Source organism: Rhodanobacter sp. G2-10 (genome assembly GCF_055809185.1).
In genome coordinates this window covers 1000073-1017449 of the sequence record NZ_CM147900.1, presented here as the reverse complement: position 1 = coordinate 1017449, position 17377 = coordinate 1000073, and the positions used below count along the sequence as shown (strand labels likewise).

The window sequence follows — 17377 nt, the reverse complement described above, 5'->3', positions numbered from 1 at the left end:
CGGCGGTTGTCCCGTCGTGCCCGACCCGTCAACATGCGCCCCAGCCTTCCACATTCGCGACTGTCCATGAACGATTCCTCCGACCGCATACCCGCCGATGCCAGCGCACCAGTCGAAACCTTGTGCGAGGGACGTTGGCTCAGCCTGAGAAAACGCGGCCGCTGGGAATACGCCGAGCGCAACAATCCCGCCGGCGCGGTGATCATCCTGGCGGTGACGCCGGACGACAAGGTGCTGTTTGTCGAGCAGTACCGCGTGTCGATCCTGCAGAACACCATCGAGATGCCAGCCGGGCTGGTCGGCGACCTGGCCGACCAACTGGACGAAAGCGCCCTGGTGGCGGCGCAACGCGAACTGGAAGAGGAAACCGGCTACCGGTGCCAACACGTCGAGTTCGTTCACCGCGGTCCCTCATCGTCCGGCATGAGCACCGAGATGATCACGTTCGCGCGCGCCTGGGATCTGGAAAAGGTCGGCCCCGGCGGCGGCGATCAAACCGAGAACATCGTGGTGCATGAAGTACCCCGTACCGAGGCCGGCGCGTGGCTGTTCGCCCGTGCGGGCGAAGGTTATTCGATCGATCCGAAATTGTTTGCGGGGTTGTGGTTCATCGAACACGCGAACGCGCGTTAGGAGCAAGAGCCGGCGGGCAGAGCCCGCCCTACTCTGCCCGGATCAGTACCTGCCGCTGGAACCCGCGCTGCGTCGCAAACACCAGACCGCCAGCGCCACGCCAACCAGGGTCACGACCACCCAGCCGCCGAGCACGGCGGCGTCACCGCCGCCCAGCCACATGACACTGGCCACGCTGCCCACCCCCACGCTCCCCAGGCTCAGTGCCAGCAGGGGATCGGCCCGGCGGCGCTTGGTCGCGAGCATCACCAGCGCCCCCAGTGCCGCCAGCAGCACCGACACGAAGCGCCACGTCATCACGAACTCCGGGGGTATCGGCAGGTCGGGAAACAGATCGAGCAACGGCACGTCGCCGATCTGTACCTGGTAGCCCTTGCCGTCGGCGGCGTCTGTCGCCGCTTCGAGCTGGGCACCGTCCAGCCGCGCCACGATGGTGACCTGCTGCAACGGCACCACATCCCAACTCACCCGCAGATCGCCCAGCCGGGAATCACCCGGATGCGCGCTGGTGACGAGATAGTCCTGAAGGCGGCTGAAACTTGCGGCGAGGTTGTCGGGCAGCGCGGCGGCATCGGGCGTGATTTTTCCTGACCCGGGCAAGGCATGAACCAAGGTCGGACTCAGCGTGAAGCCACCCATCTGCACCAGCCCGGCATCGAATTGCTTGCCGCTGATCGGGAAGTTGCCCGGATTGGCGTGTCCGTGGGTATCACGGAAATGGCTGGAGTCCACGGGGTGGTCGACCCAGTCCAGTTCGTAGTGCACGCGGCCGCTGATGTTGATCTCGCGCCACTGGAACATCTCCACCCGTCGCAGCAATACCGGCGTGTCCGCGCTCTGGTTGAACTGTGGGTCGTGCGGTGCTTCCACCACTTTGGGGGTACCGACCAGCCGCGCCATGTAGCCATGCTGGCCAGCCTGCGGCACTGCATCCGCGCCCAATTCGATCACTTCGCCGCCATGCACGCTGGCCGCCTCGCGATAGCTGATCAGGCTGCTGGCGTTATGTGCCTCCAGCCCGATACCGGCGATCACCAGCAACGCGCCAACCATGTTCAGCACCAGTGAACGCCACGACATGCCCCTGTGCAGGTCCATCAGGCGACCCTCGCCCGGGGCGCCAGGTCGGGCAAGCGTGGCCCCGTCATGCCGCCGCGTCCTTGCTCATCAGGTGGCGGTATTTCAACTCAAGCTGTTCGGTCGACTCGACATGGTCAGGGTCGCTGATGATGCATTCCACCGGACACACGACCACGCACTGCGGCTCGTCGTGATGGCCCACGCACTCCGTGCACAGGTCGGGATTTATCTCGTAGTACTCCTCGCCCAGCGAGATCGCCTGGTTCGGGCATGCCGGTTCGCAGACGTCGCAGTTGACGCAGGTATCGAGGATTTTCAAGGACATATCAAAAGACCGACGAATTGAAGAGCAGTGAGCCAGGCCTCCGCTCACTGCACTCCAATCGTTCCTGCTCTTCTACATCTGGACGAAACGGAAGGTTGCGCCGGTCGGCTTGAGGGCTTCCTCGACCTTCGATTCATCGGCCTTGTCGCCGATGAACACCACGATCACGTCCTTGAATGAACCCGGATTGGCGTTCTTGAACGCGTCGACCACGAATTCGGAGGTGGCGGCCGAGCTCGGGCCGCCGAATGCCAGCAGGTTGCCCGGCAGCACGCCGCGCGCCACGGTGTCTTCCACGCCCTGCAACTGACGTGCGTTCTGCGCCTGCTGGTCTTCGGTCAGGCCCGGCGTCACCAGGTAGGCATAGGGCTGGGGTGCCTTCATGCCCTGCAAATTGGCCTGCACGAGCTGGCCCAGGTACGCGTTCCAGGCCTTGGTGTCGTTCAGGTCGGTCGGCTTGGGTGCCTTCTGCACCTGCTCCTGTGCCTGCTGGTCGTCGCCCTTCTTGCTGCAGGCGTTGAGGCCCAGGCAAGCGGTCAGTGCGACAACCGCAATGAGAATGAGTTTACGCATGGTCATCACCTTCTGCTTCGGGTTGCTGGTTGGATTGATTGAGCGACTTCTGCCAGCGCTGGCGCATGGCCTGCTGCACGGCCGGATGCACGAAGCCGGAAATGTCCCCGCCCAGGCGCCCGATCTCGCGCACCAGAGACGATGAGATGAAACTGTATTCTTCGGCCGGCGTCAGGAACAAGGTCTCGGCCTGCGGAATCAGGTGTCGATTCATGCTGGCCAGCTGGAACTCATACTCGAAGTCCGACACGGCCCGCAGCCCGCGCAGGATCACGCCGGCACCGACCTGCTCGGTGAAGGTGGCCAGCAGGCAATCAAAGCCGCGCACCTCCACATTGGGCAGGTCGGCCAGCGCCAGGCGCGCCAGCGCAATGCGTTCGCCGATGCTGAAATTGGGCCCCTTGCTGGAACTGTCCGCCACCGCCACGATCACCCGGTCGAACAGGGGTGCCGCACGCGTCACCAGGTCGGTATGGCCGTTGGTGATCGGATCGAAAGTACCTGGATAAATCGCCAGGCGTGGATTGCCCAAGGTTTTCTTCACGGATAGATAAGGACTGGCCACAACAGAATTGACTCTAGCTTAACGGAAGCGAACGCCGATAGAGCGCAAAACGCACCTCACCGGCACGACCTTCGCGATACAGCCTCCAATTTGGCGGGAGATCCGGCACCTCCGCACGGGAAGATTCCACGTAAATCAATGCGTTCGGGGCAAGCCAACCGCCCGCCTCCAGCTGCCGTGCCAGCTCCGCCCACAGTCCCAGCGCGAACGGCGGGTCGAGAAAGACCAGATCGAAAGCTTGCGCGGCACCGCGCAGGAAGGTGCCCGCATCGAGCGTCGAGACCGGGTTGTCGTCGATCCTGAGTCGTGTGAGGTTTTCGCGCAGCGCCTGCGCCGCGCGCGTATCGCGCTCCACGAACTGCACACTGGCCGCACCTCGCGACCAGGCCTCGATGCCAAGCGCGCCGGTACCGGCGCAAAGGTCCAGGCAACGCGCGCCCTCGATCACCGGGGCGAGCCAGTTGAACAAGGTTTCGCGCACCCGTTCGGGTGTCGGGCGCAGGCCCGGCAGGTCCGGCACCTGCAGGCGTGAATTGCGCAGGCTGCCGCCGATGATGCGGATCCGGCCGGGGCCGGTCTTGCGGGCGCCGCTCATGCTTTCGCGCCCTCAGCGGGCAGTACAGGTTGGAGTGTTAGCATGCCGCCCATTGTCTTTGAATCGCCCCCGCCATGCGCAAATTCTGGAAGAAAAAGTCCCAAGACAAGGAAGCCCGGCCACCTGCGGCGGAGCCTCCGATCGAGGCAGGCCTGCCTGAAAGTGACCAGCCCACGCTGCACGAGGCGCTGGCTGAAATCCCGGCACCCGCCGACACCCTGCCGGAAACCGAGCGCTTCGCATTACCACCGGAAGAGCCGCCTTCGGCGCCCCCCGCCAAACGCGGCTGGCGCGAACGCCTGGCCGGCAGCAGCCTGTCGCGCAGCCTTGGTTCGCTGTTCGTGCGCAACCCCAGGCTCGACGACGACCTGCTCGACGAACTCGAAACCAGCCTGATCACCGCCGATGTCGGCATCGAAGCCAGCACCGAGCTGGTCGAGAACCTGCGCAAGCGCATGCACAAGCGCGAGTTTGCCGACGCCGCGGCGCTGCTGGCGGCACTGCGCCAGGCCCTGGTCGCCCTGCTCAAGCCGGTCGAACAACCGCTGCGCGTCGATGGCAAAAAGCCGTTCGTGACCCTGGTGGTAGGCATCAACGGTGCCGGCAAGACCACCACCATCGGCAAGCTGGCCCGTCGCTGGCGCGACGAGAAGCGCGCGGTAATGCTGGCGGCCGGCGACACCTTCCGTGCCGCCGCGGTCGAGCAGCTCAAGACCTGGGGCGAGCGCAACCAGGTGCCGGTGGTGTCGCAAGGCCAGGATGCAGACGCCGCCAGCGTGATCTTCGACGCGCTGCAGGCAGCGCGTTCGCGCGGAACCGACGTGCTGATCGCCGACACCGCCGGCCGCCTGCATACCCAGGGCGGCCTGATGGATGAACTGGGCAAGATCGCCCGCGTGCTGAAGAAACTGGACGCCGAGGCGCCACACGAGGTGCTGATGGTGATCGACGGCACCACCGGACAGAATGCCGTCAACCAGGTTCGCCAGTTCCGCCAGATCGTCGGCGTCACCGGCCTGGTGGTGACCAAGCTCGACGGGACCGCCAAGGGTGGCGTGGTGTTTGCGCTGGCACGCGAGTTCGGCTTGCCGATCCGTTTCATCGGACTGGGCGAAAGCGCCACCGACCTGCGTACGTTCGAGGCCGAGGCGTTTGTCGACGGCCTGCTTCCGGACAGTCTTGGCCAGGGTCAGGGCCATGACTGACGCCGGCTGGCCGGGCTGAGCCGATGTCGCGCCGAACGCGTCTGATCCTGCTGGTGCTCGGCGGTGGCGTCGCCGCCGCCGCGCTCACGCTGATCATTGCGGTCTATATCCTGCTGCAACCCGATCGCTTCACCGCCATGCTGCAGGACCAGGCACGCGCCGCCGGGCTGGATCTGCGCCTGTCCAGCCCCGCCAGCCCCAGCCTGTTCCCGCGACCGGCACTGGAGTTGCGCGGCATCACGCTCAGCGCCGAAGCTGGCAGCACGCCAATCCTGCTGGCCGCGCGCGGTCGCCTGGCGCTGCCATGGCACACGCTTTTCGGTGGCCCCACCGTGATCTCGCAGCTGCAGATCGACTCCCCGCGGGTCGACCTGGATGCATTGCAGGCGTGGATGGCCGCCTTGCCGACGCAGGCAGAAAACAAACCACTCAACATCCCGCGCATCGACACCGGCGTGGAGATCACCCATGGCAGCCTGGTTCGAGGCAACGAAGTACTGCTGGACAACCTCTCGCTGCGCGCCGGCAACCTGGTTTCCGGACAGCCATTTCCGCTCAGGATGACCGCCACCGTGGGCGGCGATCCGTGGCAACTGCGCCTGTCGGCGACGCCACGCATCGAAGGCAACACGCTGCAGCTGGACAACATCAACCTGCATCTGTCGCAAGCCAGTGCGGTCACCCTCGCCCTCAACGGCCGCGCCCACTGGAACGGCGCCGCCGACGCGGTCGCCAGCCTTGCCGGCAAGCTCGATCGCGCCGATGCCGGGCAGTACGACATCTCCCTGGTGCTTACCCCGGCCAATCAGAACAACCCCCTGCTGCTGGCGCTGAAGCTCGACGGTCCCGACAACCACGCCGACCTGCGCCTGCCGCCCTTGGCGCTGGCGCAATGGTGGAGCCAGCTGAACAACCCGGACGGTCCGCAACTGGCCGTGCCACCGGGCAGCGGCCACGCCGAGTTCGGCACCATCGACACCGGCAACGTGCATATCGAAGGACTCAGCATGCAGGCCGGCGACAACGTGCCGGCGCCAGCCGCCAGCAGCCCGGCACCGGCCAGTGCCGGGGCAAGCAAATAGCCTTGCCGGCATGAGCACCCATCCATGAGCGCCAGCCTGTCCAGCCGGCTGTTGCGCTGGTTCGACCGGCACGGCCGCAAGGATCTGCCGTGGCAACTCGAAACCGGCACCGGCGGCCGCGACGCCTACCGCGTATGGCTGTCCGAGGTGATGCTGCAGCAGACCCAGGTCGCCACCGTCGTCGGCTACTTCGAGCGTTTCACAAGCGCGCTGCCGACCCTGCGTGATCTCGCCGAAGCCGACGAAGACACCGTGCTGGCACTGTGGTCAGGCCTGGGGTACTACCGTCGCGCCCGCTTCCTGCATCACGCCGCACGGATTTGCATGGCGCAGCACGGCGGCCAGCTGCCACGCGACTTCACCGCACTGAAAGCCCTCCCCGGCATCGGTCGCTCCACCGCCGGCGCCATCCTGGCGCAGGCGCATGGCCTGCGCTTCCCGATCCTCGACGGCAACGTCAAGCGCGTGCTGACCCGCTACCACGGCATTCATGGCGATCCCGCCGAAAGCGCCGTGGAAAAACAACTGTGGTTGCACGCCGAAACACACACCCCGAAACGCCGCGTCGCCGACTACACCCAGGCGATCATGGACCTGGGCGCCACCGTCTGCGTGCGCTCACGCCCGCACTGCGAGGTCTGCCCGCTGGCCGAGGATTGCGTGGCGTTTCGCGACGGCCTCACCGCGCAACTCCCCACACGCAAGGCAGGGAAATCCATCCCCACCCGCACCACGGTGATGCTGGTATTGCGCGACAAACAGGACCGAATCCTGCTGGAGCGACGTGGTGCGCAGGGCGTGTGGTCAGGACTGTGGAGCCTGCCCGAGGCGATCGACCCGGACAGCGCCTGGCGACTCGCGCAAAAGCATGCGCGGGTCGACGACGCGCAAGCGCTCACCCCGTTCACCCACGTGTTCAGCCATTACCGGTTGAACATCGAACCGCTGCTGTTCGACGACGCGTCATCCCACCCAGGCGTCGCCGACAACCCGCACCTGCGCTGGTGCAGCGTGAGCGAAATCGCCACGCTCGGGTTGCCGGCACCGGTGCGCAAGCTGCTGGGGAAAGTCACCGCGCGCGAAGCGTGAAACGCTGCCGCACGAACCCGCTGCAGGAGCGCACCCTGTGCGCGATGCACTTCCTGCACGAGACCGGGAAGCATCGCGCACAGGGCGCGCTCCTGGATGACAAAGCAGGGCATAACGGGGCGACTCTCTTGCTAACCTACTTGCCAAATTTAACCTGACAGGTTAATTTGCCTTCATGGAGAAAAAGACGCCTCACTGCAAGCTGGCTGTCGTCAAGACACTGCTTGCTGCCGGGAAGGTACGCACTACTTACACAGCCCTGACCAACGGTGCCGGCCTGGGTTTCGACTTCGCGGCAATGGTCGGCGTAGTCGCGACACTGACACCCTCCGACTTCTACAAGAGCATGACCTCCCATGCGGATCATCGCATTTGGCAGGATGTGTACCGACCCAGGACAACTGCCGAAGACATCTATCTCAAACTGACCGTCATGGATGACGTACTCATTGTTTCCTTCAAAGAGTCATGACCATGAAGTGCCCATCCTGCGCAGCAGCGAAGCTTGTACATGACACCCGCGACATGCCCTATACCTACAAAGGTGAGTCGACCGTCATCCGGAACGTCACCGGCAACTTCTGCCCGAAATGCGGGGAAACCATTCTCGATGCCGCCGAGTCGGCGCGTACCAGCTCGGCGATGCTGGCATTCAACAAGCAGGTGAACGCGTCAATCGTCGATCCCAACTTCATCGCCGACGTCCGCAAGAAACTGGCCCTGGACCAACGCGAAGCCGCCGAAATATTCGGGGGCGGCGTCAATGCATTCTCCCGCTACGAGAACGGCAAGACCAAGCCGCCGCTGGCGCTGGTGAAATTGTTCAAGGTGCTGGATCGTCACCCCGACCTGTTGAACGAGATCAGGACGACATGATTTCACCGGCGCCGGCGCGACGCGCGATCTGCGCACGAAGCTTCCTCGCTTCGGCATCCGTTTCTTGATCAGACCGCGATTGAACACCGCGGCAACAACCGGCGGGCAGAGCCCGCCCTACCACCGCCGCGTAGCAAGGACCCCGCCAGCCGTCGCTGCACCGTAGGGCGGGCTCCGCCCGCCGGCTTTTCGATTGATCTACCGCCGCGATGCCGCAGCGCATTGAATGCCCCCAAACCATCGAAGTCCTTCCCCCGCGCAGCGGGGGAAGGTGCCGAAGGCGGATGGGGGCGCTCTTGACCTTCGCCATACCTGGCCAAAAACCACCCCCATCAGCCCTCTGGGCAGCTTCCCCCGCTGCGCGGGGGAAGCGAGTTGCGCGCCCGGGCTTGCTACTTCGTCGCCGCCTCAGGCGCACCCTTCGCCGTCCATTTTTTCAGCCACGCATTCACCGTGTCGTGCCACTGCACGCTGTTGTGCGGCTTGGGAAGCTAGCACCGCAAGTTGCGATTCCGTTGTGTTGACGTGGGAGAGCCGGCGGGCAGAGCCCGCCCTACGACCGCCGCGTAGCGCGCCCCCCGCCAGCCATCGCTGCACCGTAGGGCGGGCTCCGCCCGCCGGCTCTTCGATTGATCCACCGCCGCGATGCCGCAGCGCATTGAATGCGCCCAAACCATCGAAGTCCTTCCCCCGCGCAGCGGGGGAAGGTGCCGAAGGCGGATGGGGGCGCTCTTGACCTTGCCATACCTGGCCAAAAACCACCCCCATCAGCCCTCTGGGCAGCTTCCCCCGCTGCGCGGGGGAAGCGAGTTGCGCGCCCGGGTTTCTTACTTCGTCGTCGCCTCAGGCGCACCCTTCGCCGTCCATTTCTTCAGCCACGCATTCACCGTGTCGTGCCAATGCACGCTGTTGTGCAGCTTGGGAAGCTAGCACCGCAAGTTGCGATACCGTTGTGTTGATGTGGGAGAGCCGGCGGGCAGAGCCCGCCCTATGTATGGACTCGCCCCTGGTGTCAACCGCTGCGTGAGCAGGAAAGCACTGGCTGCATTTATGTATGAGGCCTTGACGAAGGTGGTCGATAGACCACAGGCCGGCATCGGATGAGCTCGTGGAAAGGCCGATTACGAAGAGGCTGCAAGAGCCGGTAGGGCGGAAGGCCTGGTGCCACGATGGTCTGACCGGATGATTCGAGCTGGGCAGCAGCGGTAGCGCGCAAAGGGACAAAACGACATACGGGAAGGCGAGTTGCGCCGGGAGGGCAGCGTGCGACGCCGCATCACGGCATGCCGACCCCGAGGGTCTTGGGCGGCGGCAGTCCATGGCGCGTCAGCGCTTGCGAAGCCATGGACGGGCGCCGCCCAAGACCGGCTCCTCGGGCAGGCCGTGATGGGGCGCCCTTTCAGTGCATGGCCGCCTCCCGCGCTTCGGTGTCGCGCTGGGCAGGATCACTGCAAAAGCGCATGTCGGGGTGCTTGAGCAGCAACCACACCACACGCAGATTGTGATTGGCCAGCCGCACCGCCGCGCCCTTTCGGCCACAGCGCTGGACCCAGCGCTGGATGCGGCGACTGTAGGGGTCGGTGGCATCGGGACGGATTTGCCGGATCACCGCGTGCGCGCCTTCGATCAGGGCACTACGCAGATAAGCGTCACCACGCCGGCTCATGCGGCCCAGCCGAACGGTGTTGCCGCTGCTGTGCTGGCTGGGCGTGATACCGAAGTAGGCCGAAAACTGGCGGCCGTTGGCGAACCGGTCCGGATTGAGCGCCTTGCAGGACAGGGCGGTGGAGATGACGGGGCCGATGCCGCGCGCCTGGCACAGGTGCCGGGCCAGCGGTTCGGTGCGGCTCAAGACAGCCAGTTCGCCATCGGTGGCCGCCATCCGCTCACCCAGTGCGCGCCATTCCCCCATCAGCTCGGCGACCAGGGCACGCAGACGATCGGGGATCGGCAAGGTGGCATCTTCCAGCGTGCTGTCGACCTTGCGCACCAGCGCCAGATTACCGCGCGCCATGACCACGCCTTGTTCCAGCAACAGCCCGCGCACCTGGTTGCTGATCGCCGTCATGCGCCGCCGCCAGCCGCGCCGGGCGCGGTGCAGAGCCTGCAGGGCCAACTGCTCCTGGGTCTTGACCGGCACCGGATGCACGCTCACGTCGTGCAGGGCACGAAGAATCGACAGGGCATCGTTGGCGTCGTTCTTGTTGCCGCTGCGGTGGGCGGCGGTGTGCTGCGCCGGCAGGATCTTCACCTCGACGCCGCGCGCCTGGATCTCCCGCGCCCACGCTTGCGCACCCGGTCCCGTCTCAATGGCCACCGTCAGCGGTGGTTCGAGCGTCTGGATGAACTTGTGCAGCGCCAAGCGCGACTTCACGCGTTCAGACAGCACCACCTCACCGTGCGCGTTTTCACCCGCCACCTGAAACACATTCTTGGCCAAATCGATGGCTATCGCAGTAATCTTGTTCATGGCCTCGCCCTCGCGCGGTTGTGTTGGGAGCACTAGCTCACCACCACTGGCACCGCGATGCCTGAATGCGCGGGGGCGAGTCCATGCGATTACCAACGCCGCGTAGCACGCCCCCCGCCAGCCATCGCTACACCGTAGGGCGGGCTCCGCCCGCCGGCTTTTCGATTGATCCACCGCCGCGATGCCGCAGCGCATTGAATGCGCCCAAACCATCGGAGTCCTTCCCCCGCGCAGCGGGGGAAGGTGCCGAAGGCGGATGGGGGCGCTCTTGACCTCCGCCATACCTGGCCAAAACCACCCCCATCAGCCCTCTGGGCAGCTTCCCTCGCTGCGCGGGGGAAGCGAGTTGCGCGCCCGGGCTTGCTACTTCGTCGCCGCCTCAGGCGCACCCTTCGCCGTCCATTTCTTCAGCCACGCATTCACCGTGTCGTGCCACCGCACGCTGTTGTGCGGCTTGGGAAGCTAGCACCGCAAGTTGCGATTCCGTTGTGTTCACGTGGGAGAGCCGGCGGGCAGAGCCCGCCCTACCACCGCCGCGTAGCACGGACCCCGCCAGCCGTCGCTGCACCGTAGGGCGGGCTCCGCCCGCCGGCTCTTCGATTGATCCACCGCAGCGCATTGAATGCGCCCAAACCATCGAAATCCTTCCCCCGCGCAGCGGGGGAAGGTGCCGAAGGCGGATGGGGGCGCTCTTGACCTTGCCATACCTGGCCAAAAACCACCCCCATCAGCCCTCTGGGCAGCTTCCCCCGCTGCGCGGGGGAAGCGAGTTGCGCGCCCGGGCTTGCTACTTCGTCGCCGCCTCAGGCGCACCCTTCGCCGTCCATTTCTTCAGCCACGCATTCACCGTGTCGTGCCACTGCACGCTGTTGTGCGGCTTCAGCACCCAGTGGTTCTCGTCGGGGAAGGTCAGGAACTCGCTGGGGATACCCTGGCGCTGCAGCGCGGTGAATGCGCCCAGGCCCTGCGTGATCGGGATGCGGAAATCATCGGCGCTGTGCACCACCAGCATCGGCACGCGCCAATCCTTGACGTGGTTGATCGGGTTGAACTTCTCGTAGTTCTGCGGCACGTCGTACTGCGTGCCGCCGTTCTCCCGCTCCTCGAACCACAACTCTTCGGTGGCGTAGTACATCATGCGCGCGTCGAACACGCCGTCGTGGTCCACCATGCATTTCCATGGCTGGTTCCACACGCCGGCCATCCAGTACACCATGTAGCCGCCGTAGCTGGCACCCAGCGCACAGGCGCGGTCGCCATCGAGGAACTTATATTTGCCCAGCGCAGCCTTCCAGCCCAGCTTCAGGTCCTCCAGCGGCTTGCCGCCCCAGTCGCCGGAGATCGAGTCGGTGAACTTCTGGCCGTAACCGGTGGAACCGTGGAAGTTGATGGTGACCACGGCAAAACCCTGGCCGGCATAGGTCTGCGGGTTCCAGCGGTAGCTCCAGCTGTTGGTCATCGCACCCTGCGGACCACCATGGATGATGAAGGCAACGGGATACGTCTTGCCCTTCTGGTAACCGACCGGCTTGACCACGTAACCCTGCACGGTTTCGTCGTTCCAACCCGGGAACTGGAAGAACTCGAAGTCGCCAACCCTGGCCTGCTCAAGGTCCTGGGCATTGAAGTGGGTCACCTGCTTCAGGCCGTCCCCCTCGGCGCTACCGCGGGTCGCATCAAGCGTGTAAAGGTCCGAAGGCCGCTTCAGATCATTGCGCGCAAGCAACAGCTTGCCGGCAGCGGCTGAATAGCCCGCCACGGCGCCCTTGCCCGAGAGGCTGCGCACCTGCCCGTTGGCAGGGTCGATCGCGAACAACGGATGCTGTCCCTCGTCGTCCGCCGTGGCGTACAAGGTCTTGCCATCGGCGGAAATCGAAAGGCCGCCGGGCGAGCGATCCCAGCGCGGATCCACCTCGTGGATCGCCCCGGTGGCCAGGTCCATCGCCTTGATCGCGAAACGATCCGCCTCGAAGCCGGGGGTCTTCATCGCCAGGTAATAAAGCGTCTTGCCATCGGGCGAAGGCACCGGGTAGGCGTCCCAGGCCTTGTTTTCGGCCGTGAGGTTGGTCGGCTTGGCCGAGCCATCCACCGGCACGCGATAGATATCGAAATTGGTCGACCACGGTTCGGTGGTGCCGGCAATGCGCACGTCGAAATACACGCTCTTGCCATCCGGTGCGAAGGCGAACTCGCTGTCATCACCAAACGGTTTGCTCGGCACGTCGCCATCGATGCCGCGGCTCAGCAAGGTCGGCTCGGCGGGTAGTTGGCCATCCGCCCCAAACGTGCCCACAAACAGCTGGTTGCGGCGCCCATCCTCCCAGGTATCCCAATGCCGCACGAACAACTTCTTGTAGAGCGTGCCGCTGGCCTTGTCGTCCTTGCGCGCCTGCAGGCGCTGCTCGGTACACGCCAGCGTCGTGCAATCGGTGAATACCGCGTAGGAGAGCAACACCTGCTTACCATCCGGCGACAATTTGAAGCCGCCCAGATCCAGCGGCGCATGGGTCACCTGCACTGCCGCCGCGTGCGCGGCGAGATTCAGGCCATCCTTGCCGCCCAGATCAATCCGCCACAGCTGCGCCACATCCTTCGCCGTCGCCATGAAATACAGGCTGTGCCCATCCGCCGACCAGCGCGCCGACGAGCCCTTGTCCACCACCTTCACCGGCCTGGCACCCTTGCTCGCCAAGTCCAGCACATAGATCGCGTGGACACCCTTGTTCGCCGCGTAATCCGTGCTGCGCACGCCAAACGCCGCATAGCGCCCATCCGGCGAAAGCTGCGGATCGCCGACCCGATCCATCATCACCAGGTCACGCACATTGAACGCGTGCGGCCCCTGCGCCTTGACGAAACTGGTGTCGACGACGTCACCCGCCAGCGCCGGCGACGCAATCAGGGCAAGCAGCAAGGCAGCAATCAGCGGTTTCATGGGAATTCCTGAAGTTCGGGTCGAAACGCTGACGGTACGAGGCTGCCTCGCAACAGGCAAGGCCTCCGGTCAGAACAGCCGGCGGGCAGAGCCCGCCCTAGAACCGCCGCGCCACAGCCGCCGCGCCGTAGGGCGGGCTCTGCCCGCCAGCTCTTGCCAATCACCAGACAGTGAACTCTACCGCCCGGGCTTCTACGCTGCTTTGCGCAGAGTGAAAACTACATGCACGGCGTCGTAGGGGAACGCTACCCCAGCACCGGATCGCTCAAGTACGCCAGCATGGACCAGGGCAGTCACGTCGCCATGGACAGCTTTGACATCGCGGCCGACACGGCGGGCCACCTCGCGGATCGCCAGCTCGCCTTGACCCGTCATGGCATGCAGAATTTCCCATCGTTTGACGGTCAGCACCTTCCAGAGCAGCTCAATTGACGTAAACGAAATAAACGTGCCCTGCGCCTCGCCCTGGAAAGCGTCAGCCATGCGCCGCTTGCTTGCCTCAATGGAAGAAACACTGAGTGTCACGGTTTTCATTGCGCTGCTCTCCACGTTTCAACGTCGTTCCAGAAATCGGTTTGCAGCCTGGCCAGATCGATGAAGCGATAGTTCACCTCGCCATCAGCCACATGCTTGTGATCGCCTTTGCCAGCCTCGTTGTCGTATCGCAGCACGCAGGCACCTTCAGCAATCAGCGCCAAACTGCATTTGTAATCGTGATCACTGCCGGGCACTGGCCTGGACACGTGCCAGATGACAACCTCGATGAACGCTGTTTTCGACAGACTCTGGCGCTCGCGGAGCAGCAGCTTGGCTTTCATGTTGGAGAACACGTCAACTCCCATGAAGTGTTGTCAATCACACCAACACCGAGCGATGCCAGTCGTTACCCGGCATTCAATTGCGAACTGATCAAGCAACAGCGTCTCGCCAAAGAGAGTCGCGTCCCGAAAGACCTGCAGAAGCGCGTCCGAGGGGCGATGCTCTTGCGATTCCCGGATCTCCCGTAGCTGCCCTTCAACTCCAGATTTCCGCAAGAATGATCCTTCCGTTCCCCATCGATCCATCCCCGGGTTTCTCCCCGCACATGCCAAGGCGATGCCGCCGTCAGCCACCCCACGGTCGTCCAATCGGGAACGCACCGCCTTTGCACCAGGAGATTCAACCCACCAAATGTCGTATATTCATGACATGCCCAAGGACGCACCATTCACCAGACTCGCCCGCCAACTTGGCGCGACCTTGCGCGCCCAGCGCAAGCAGCAAGGCCTGACGCAAGTCGAACTGGCTCTTCGCGCCGGCATCGGTCGGCAAAAGCTGATCGAGGTCGAACAGGGCAAGCCGGGGGTGGCTCTGGCGGCTTATATGGCAACGATGGACGCACTCGACCTGATGCCGGCGGTGAAGCCGGCCGAAGTGCGGATCGCGGAGTATCCCCAGCTCACACAGTTGACCTGGAACCGCCCTGGCGTCGACACCATTGCCGAACGCGATGCACTGGCACTCTACGAGCGTCATTGGGATCGGGTCGATGCCGACCGGATGCCCCCTCACGAACATGCATTTCTTCGCCATCTGGTGGAAAAATACGGGCACGGAGTTCTGCATGTTTGAGCGCCCGCACCACCAGAAAATCGCCAAACTCTTGCGCATGCTGGACGGCGATCTGCTCACGCAGGCGAATTGCTACTTCGGCGGGGGCACTGCCATCGCGCTCAAGCTGGGCGAATACCGTGAATCCGTCGACATCGACTTCCTGTGTTCAGACATGGCCGGCTACCGGTTGCTGCGCAACACGATTACGCCACCCACGCTTGGTGGCTTGCTGCGCTCACCAGTCGAGCATCTCCGCGACGTCCGCACACAGCGCGACAAGATATCAACCGTGCTGGAAGTCGAAAAGATCCCCATCAGGGTCGAATTCGTGCTGGAGGGCCGTATCGACATTGGCGGAGCGTTCGACCCCGACCTCGCCGTGCCCGTGCTCGATCGCAACGACATGTATGCCGAGAAGCTGCTCGCCAACACCGACCGCGGGATGGATCGCTCACAAATGAGCCGCGATCTGATCGACCTGGCCATGATGATCAAGAGCTGGGGCCCGATACCGCCCACCGCGCTTGAAAAAGCGGAAGGCGCCTACGGCCAGTCCGTGCGCACACACTTCAGCCGCTGCCTGGCACTGCTCCACGACATCAACTATCGCAACACATGCCTGCAGGCGATGGCGATGGATACCGACCTGGGCGCCACCATCGTCACCACCCTCGACCAGGAACGCGCGCGCCTCGGTATTGCGTAGACACCCAGCCGCTCCGTGGCCCGTCGGCCGTTGCCGCACCGTAATCACATGGCCTCGCCCTCGCGTGGTTGTATTGGGAGCACCAGCTCACCACCACTGGCACCGCGGTGCCTGAATGCGCGGGAGCGAGGCCATGTGATTACGACGATCGCCACAGCCGCCGCGCGTCGCCGCAACAACCACCGCGTAGGGCGGGCTCTGCCCGCCGGCCTCCCCTCAACCAACCAATGAATCCCGCATCTAAAACCCACGTCGCCCGGCAACCACTCACCCGCCACCGTCGCCGCGCCGAACCACCGCCAGCAATGAAACACCCACCGGCAAATCAAACCCATCCAGCAAATGCCGCTCGCTGCGAAATATGGAGAACAGCGTGCGATTGACGAAGGCCGGGAGAACCACCGTGCCTGAGGAGCGACTCGACGGCTGGAGCAGATTCTTCGACCGCGCCAGCACCAAGCAAGGCAAACCCAGCCTTATGCTGCCTACCTAGGCTGCAAGTAGGGAAGCGTTCGACCTCACACCGGCAATCAAATCAGCTGAGCTGCAATGTATGAGGAATCCCCCAAGCTGGGCCGACTGTCTCAAGAATGGCCATCGCTCAAACACCCAGCGGCAGTTGCGATGATGGCAGCTCATTTGGTGGTATCGCTGGCTTGACTGAATCTGGATCGCCCTCGGCTTCTGGAATCACAAACCGAAATCCACGCTGCTGTAGTTTGGTCAACAATTCGTCTAGTGCTTCCGCCGTCGTCGGGCGACTGTGCATCAGCAAGATCGAGCCGTGCGACGCTTCGTCCAGTGAAAGCTTCACAATCTCAGCGGGACTCCTCAACCAACTATCGCCACTGTTCGCATCCCATAAGACCTGCCGCATGCCCGCCGCAAGTATTGCGTGCAAGACAGCAGGTGATGTCTGTCCCCACGGGGGTCTGAACAAGAGCGGCCGCACGCCCGCAACTGAATGAATTCGGTCGCTGCATCCTTCAACTTGGTGAATCAATGCATCATGACGCAACTTTGGCAGGTGCAGATGATCGTAGCTGTGGTTTCCGAGGATGCTGCCCGCTCCAACTATGGCTCGTGGCACATCAATGGTCTGGTCGGTGATGTGGCGGCACACTTCAAAAAAGACTGCATGCGCGCGGTGCTTCACCAGAATTTGCAGAATGCGCCCATCGACACCTTCGCCATACGGCCCATCATCGAAGGTAAGCATCACGTACTTTCGATGCCCTATGCGATCACTCACACGGCGCCACAACGGATAGTCGATGGGAGCGAGTCCACCGCCGCCCACCACGAAAGTGAAGCGCGGTGGCGGCAACCGGCCGCCCACCCATCCCAGCAGCGCCGTCCCAGGTACCATGAAAGCAAACAAAACCAGCAGAACTCTCCATATGCCGCGAGGGTTGCGACGCTGTTTTCGCAGTACCCTCTCAATTCCTGAATGCACCTTGCACCTCGCTGCGCTACCTCGCGAACGCTGGTTGCCCAACGTGCCCACATCCGCGTGAGAAGGGCTGAGTGCCCTTGTTGGCTGCCGAGCATGCCACACACCCGCACGGTGCTGCGGATGCATTCGCAGCCGTCGAGCCGGGCAACCACCGCAATTGCGCGAATCTGTACGTGAACTCGCGCGACCGGGTT

Annotated in this window: 18 protein-coding genes; 8 read left to right on the top strand and 10 right to left on the bottom strand. The window is 64.0% G+C overall.

Annotation, left to right across the window (positions count from 1 at the left end):
- The first annotated feature begins 66 nt into the window (after window positions 1-66).
- Complete coding sequence (locus tag AC0L58_RS04500; RefSeq protein ID WP_473687110.1) at window positions 67-633, top strand: NUDIX hydrolase; 567 nt, start codon at window positions 67-69, stop codon at window positions 631-633.
- Window positions 634-675: 42 nt separating this feature from the next.
- Here AC0L58_RS04500 and AC0L58_RS04495 read toward each other — a convergent pair whose 3' ends face one another.
- The 5 genes from AC0L58_RS04495 to rsmD all read right to left on the bottom strand — a co-directional run bounded on the left by AC0L58_RS04495 (window position 676) and on the right by rsmD (window position 3771).
- Entirely contained in the window at window positions 676-1731 is a 1056-nt protein-coding gene (locus AC0L58_RS04495; protein ID WP_473687108.1) for a TMEM43 family protein, read from the bottom strand.
- Window positions 1732-1777: 46 nt separating this feature from the next.
- Window positions 1778-2038 (bottom strand): YfhL family 4Fe-4S dicluster ferredoxin, encoded by a 261-nt coding sequence (locus AC0L58_RS04490; RefSeq protein ID WP_473687106.1) that lies wholly within the window; start codon window positions 2036-2038, stop codon window positions 1778-1780.
- Between the two features lie 72 nt (window positions 2039-2110).
- Window positions 2111-2611 (bottom strand): hypothetical protein, encoded by a 501-nt coding sequence (locus AC0L58_RS04485; RefSeq protein ID WP_473687104.1) that lies wholly within the window; start codon window positions 2609-2611, stop codon window positions 2111-2113.
- Window positions 2604-3143 carry a pantetheine-phosphate adenylyltransferase gene (gene coaD, locus AC0L58_RS04480; RefSeq protein WP_473687102.1) on the bottom strand — a complete coding sequence of 180 codons (540 nt, stop codon included), beginning with the start codon at window positions 3141-3143 and terminating at the stop codon, window positions 2604-2606. The genes AC0L58_RS04485 and coaD overlap by 8 nt, the downstream gene beginning before the upstream one ends.
- Window positions 3144-3189: 46 nt before the next feature.
- Window positions 3190-3771: a 16S rRNA (guanine(966)-N(2))-methyltransferase RsmD gene (gene rsmD / locus AC0L58_RS04475; RefSeq protein WP_473687100.1), complete on the bottom strand. Its 582-nt coding sequence runs from the start codon at window positions 3769-3771 to the stop codon at window positions 3190-3192.
- Between the two features lie 74 nt (window positions 3772-3845).
- Between rsmD and ftsY the strand changes: the two genes are divergently transcribed.
- From ftsY to AC0L58_RS04450, 5 genes are all read left to right on the top strand, one after another.
- Window positions 3846-4976: a signal recognition particle-docking protein FtsY gene (ftsY, locus tag AC0L58_RS04470; RefSeq protein WP_473687098.1), complete on the top strand. Its 1131-nt coding sequence runs from the start codon at window positions 3846-3848 to the stop codon at window positions 4974-4976.
- A gap of 23 nt (window positions 4977-4999) precedes the next feature.
- On the top strand, window positions 5000-6058 hold the full coding sequence (locus tag AC0L58_RS04465) for an AsmA family protein (RefSeq protein ID WP_473687096.1): 1059 nt from the start codon (window positions 5000-5002) through the stop codon (window positions 6056-6058).
- Between the two features lie 24 nt (window positions 6059-6082).
- Window positions 6083-7147, top strand: a complete 1065-nt coding sequence (gene mutY / locus AC0L58_RS04460) for an A/G-specific adenine glycosylase (RefSeq protein ID WP_473687094.1) — start codon at window positions 6083-6085, stop codon at window positions 7145-7147.
- A 175-nt stretch (window positions 7148-7322) separates the two neighbouring features.
- Window positions 7323-7619, top strand: a complete 297-nt coding sequence (locus tag AC0L58_RS04455; RefSeq protein WP_473687092.1) for a type II toxin-antitoxin system MqsR family toxin — start codon at window positions 7323-7325, stop codon at window positions 7617-7619.
- On the top strand, window positions 7616-8023 hold the full coding sequence (locus AC0L58_RS04450; RefSeq protein WP_473687090.1) for a type II toxin-antitoxin system MqsA family antitoxin: 408 nt from the start codon (window positions 7616-7618) through the stop codon (window positions 8021-8023). Before AC0L58_RS04455 ends, AC0L58_RS04450 begins: the two co-directional genes overlap by 4 nt.
- Window positions 8024-9422: 1399 nt before the next feature.
- On the opposite strand, the gene AC0L58_RS04445 is transcribed toward AC0L58_RS04450, so the two are convergent.
- The 4 genes from AC0L58_RS04445 to AC0L58_RS04430 form a co-directional block, all read right to left on the bottom strand.
- Window positions 9423-10493, bottom strand: a complete 1071-nt coding sequence (locus AC0L58_RS04445) for an IS110 family RNA-guided transposase (RefSeq protein WP_473683965.1) — start codon at window positions 10491-10493, stop codon at window positions 9423-9425.
- A gap of 787 nt (window positions 10494-11280) precedes the next feature.
- Window positions 11281-13428 (bottom strand): dipeptidyl-peptidase 5, encoded by a 2148-nt coding sequence (locus AC0L58_RS04440; protein ID WP_473687088.1) that lies wholly within the window; start codon window positions 13426-13428, stop codon window positions 11281-11283.
- 192 nt (window positions 13429-13620) lie between these two features.
- Window positions 13621-13962 carry an HVO_A0114 family putative DNA-binding protein gene (locus AC0L58_RS04435; RefSeq protein ID WP_473687086.1) on the bottom strand — a complete coding sequence of 114 codons (342 nt, stop codon included), beginning with the start codon at window positions 13960-13962 and terminating at the stop codon, window positions 13621-13623.
- Window positions 13959-14246 (bottom strand): toxin-antitoxin system TumE family protein, encoded by a 288-nt coding sequence (locus AC0L58_RS04430; protein WP_473687084.1) that lies wholly within the window; start codon window positions 14244-14246, stop codon window positions 13959-13961. The genes AC0L58_RS04435 and AC0L58_RS04430 overlap by 4 nt, the downstream gene beginning before the upstream one ends.
- Before the next feature lie 352 nt (window positions 14247-14598).
- On the opposite strand from AC0L58_RS04430, the gene AC0L58_RS04425 reads away from it, so the two are divergent.
- The gene (locus tag AC0L58_RS04425; RefSeq protein WP_473687082.1) at window positions 14599-15039 is read left to right on the top strand and encodes a helix-turn-helix domain-containing protein; all 441 of its coding nucleotides are present in this window, start codon (window positions 14599-14601) and stop codon (window positions 15037-15039) included.
- Complete coding sequence (locus tag AC0L58_RS04420) at window positions 15032-15727, top strand: nucleotidyl transferase AbiEii/AbiGii toxin family protein (RefSeq protein WP_473687080.1); 696 nt, start codon at window positions 15032-15034, stop codon at window positions 15725-15727. The genes AC0L58_RS04425 and AC0L58_RS04420 overlap by 8 nt, the downstream gene beginning before the upstream one ends.
- Window positions 15728-16328: 601 nt before the next feature.
- On the opposite strand, the gene AC0L58_RS04415 is transcribed toward AC0L58_RS04420, so the two are convergent.
- Complete coding sequence (locus tag AC0L58_RS04415) at window positions 16329-17096, bottom strand: polysaccharide deacetylase family protein (RefSeq protein ID WP_473688566.1); 768 nt, start codon at window positions 17094-17096, stop codon at window positions 16329-16331.
- Window positions 17097-17377 lie beyond the last annotated feature (281 nt).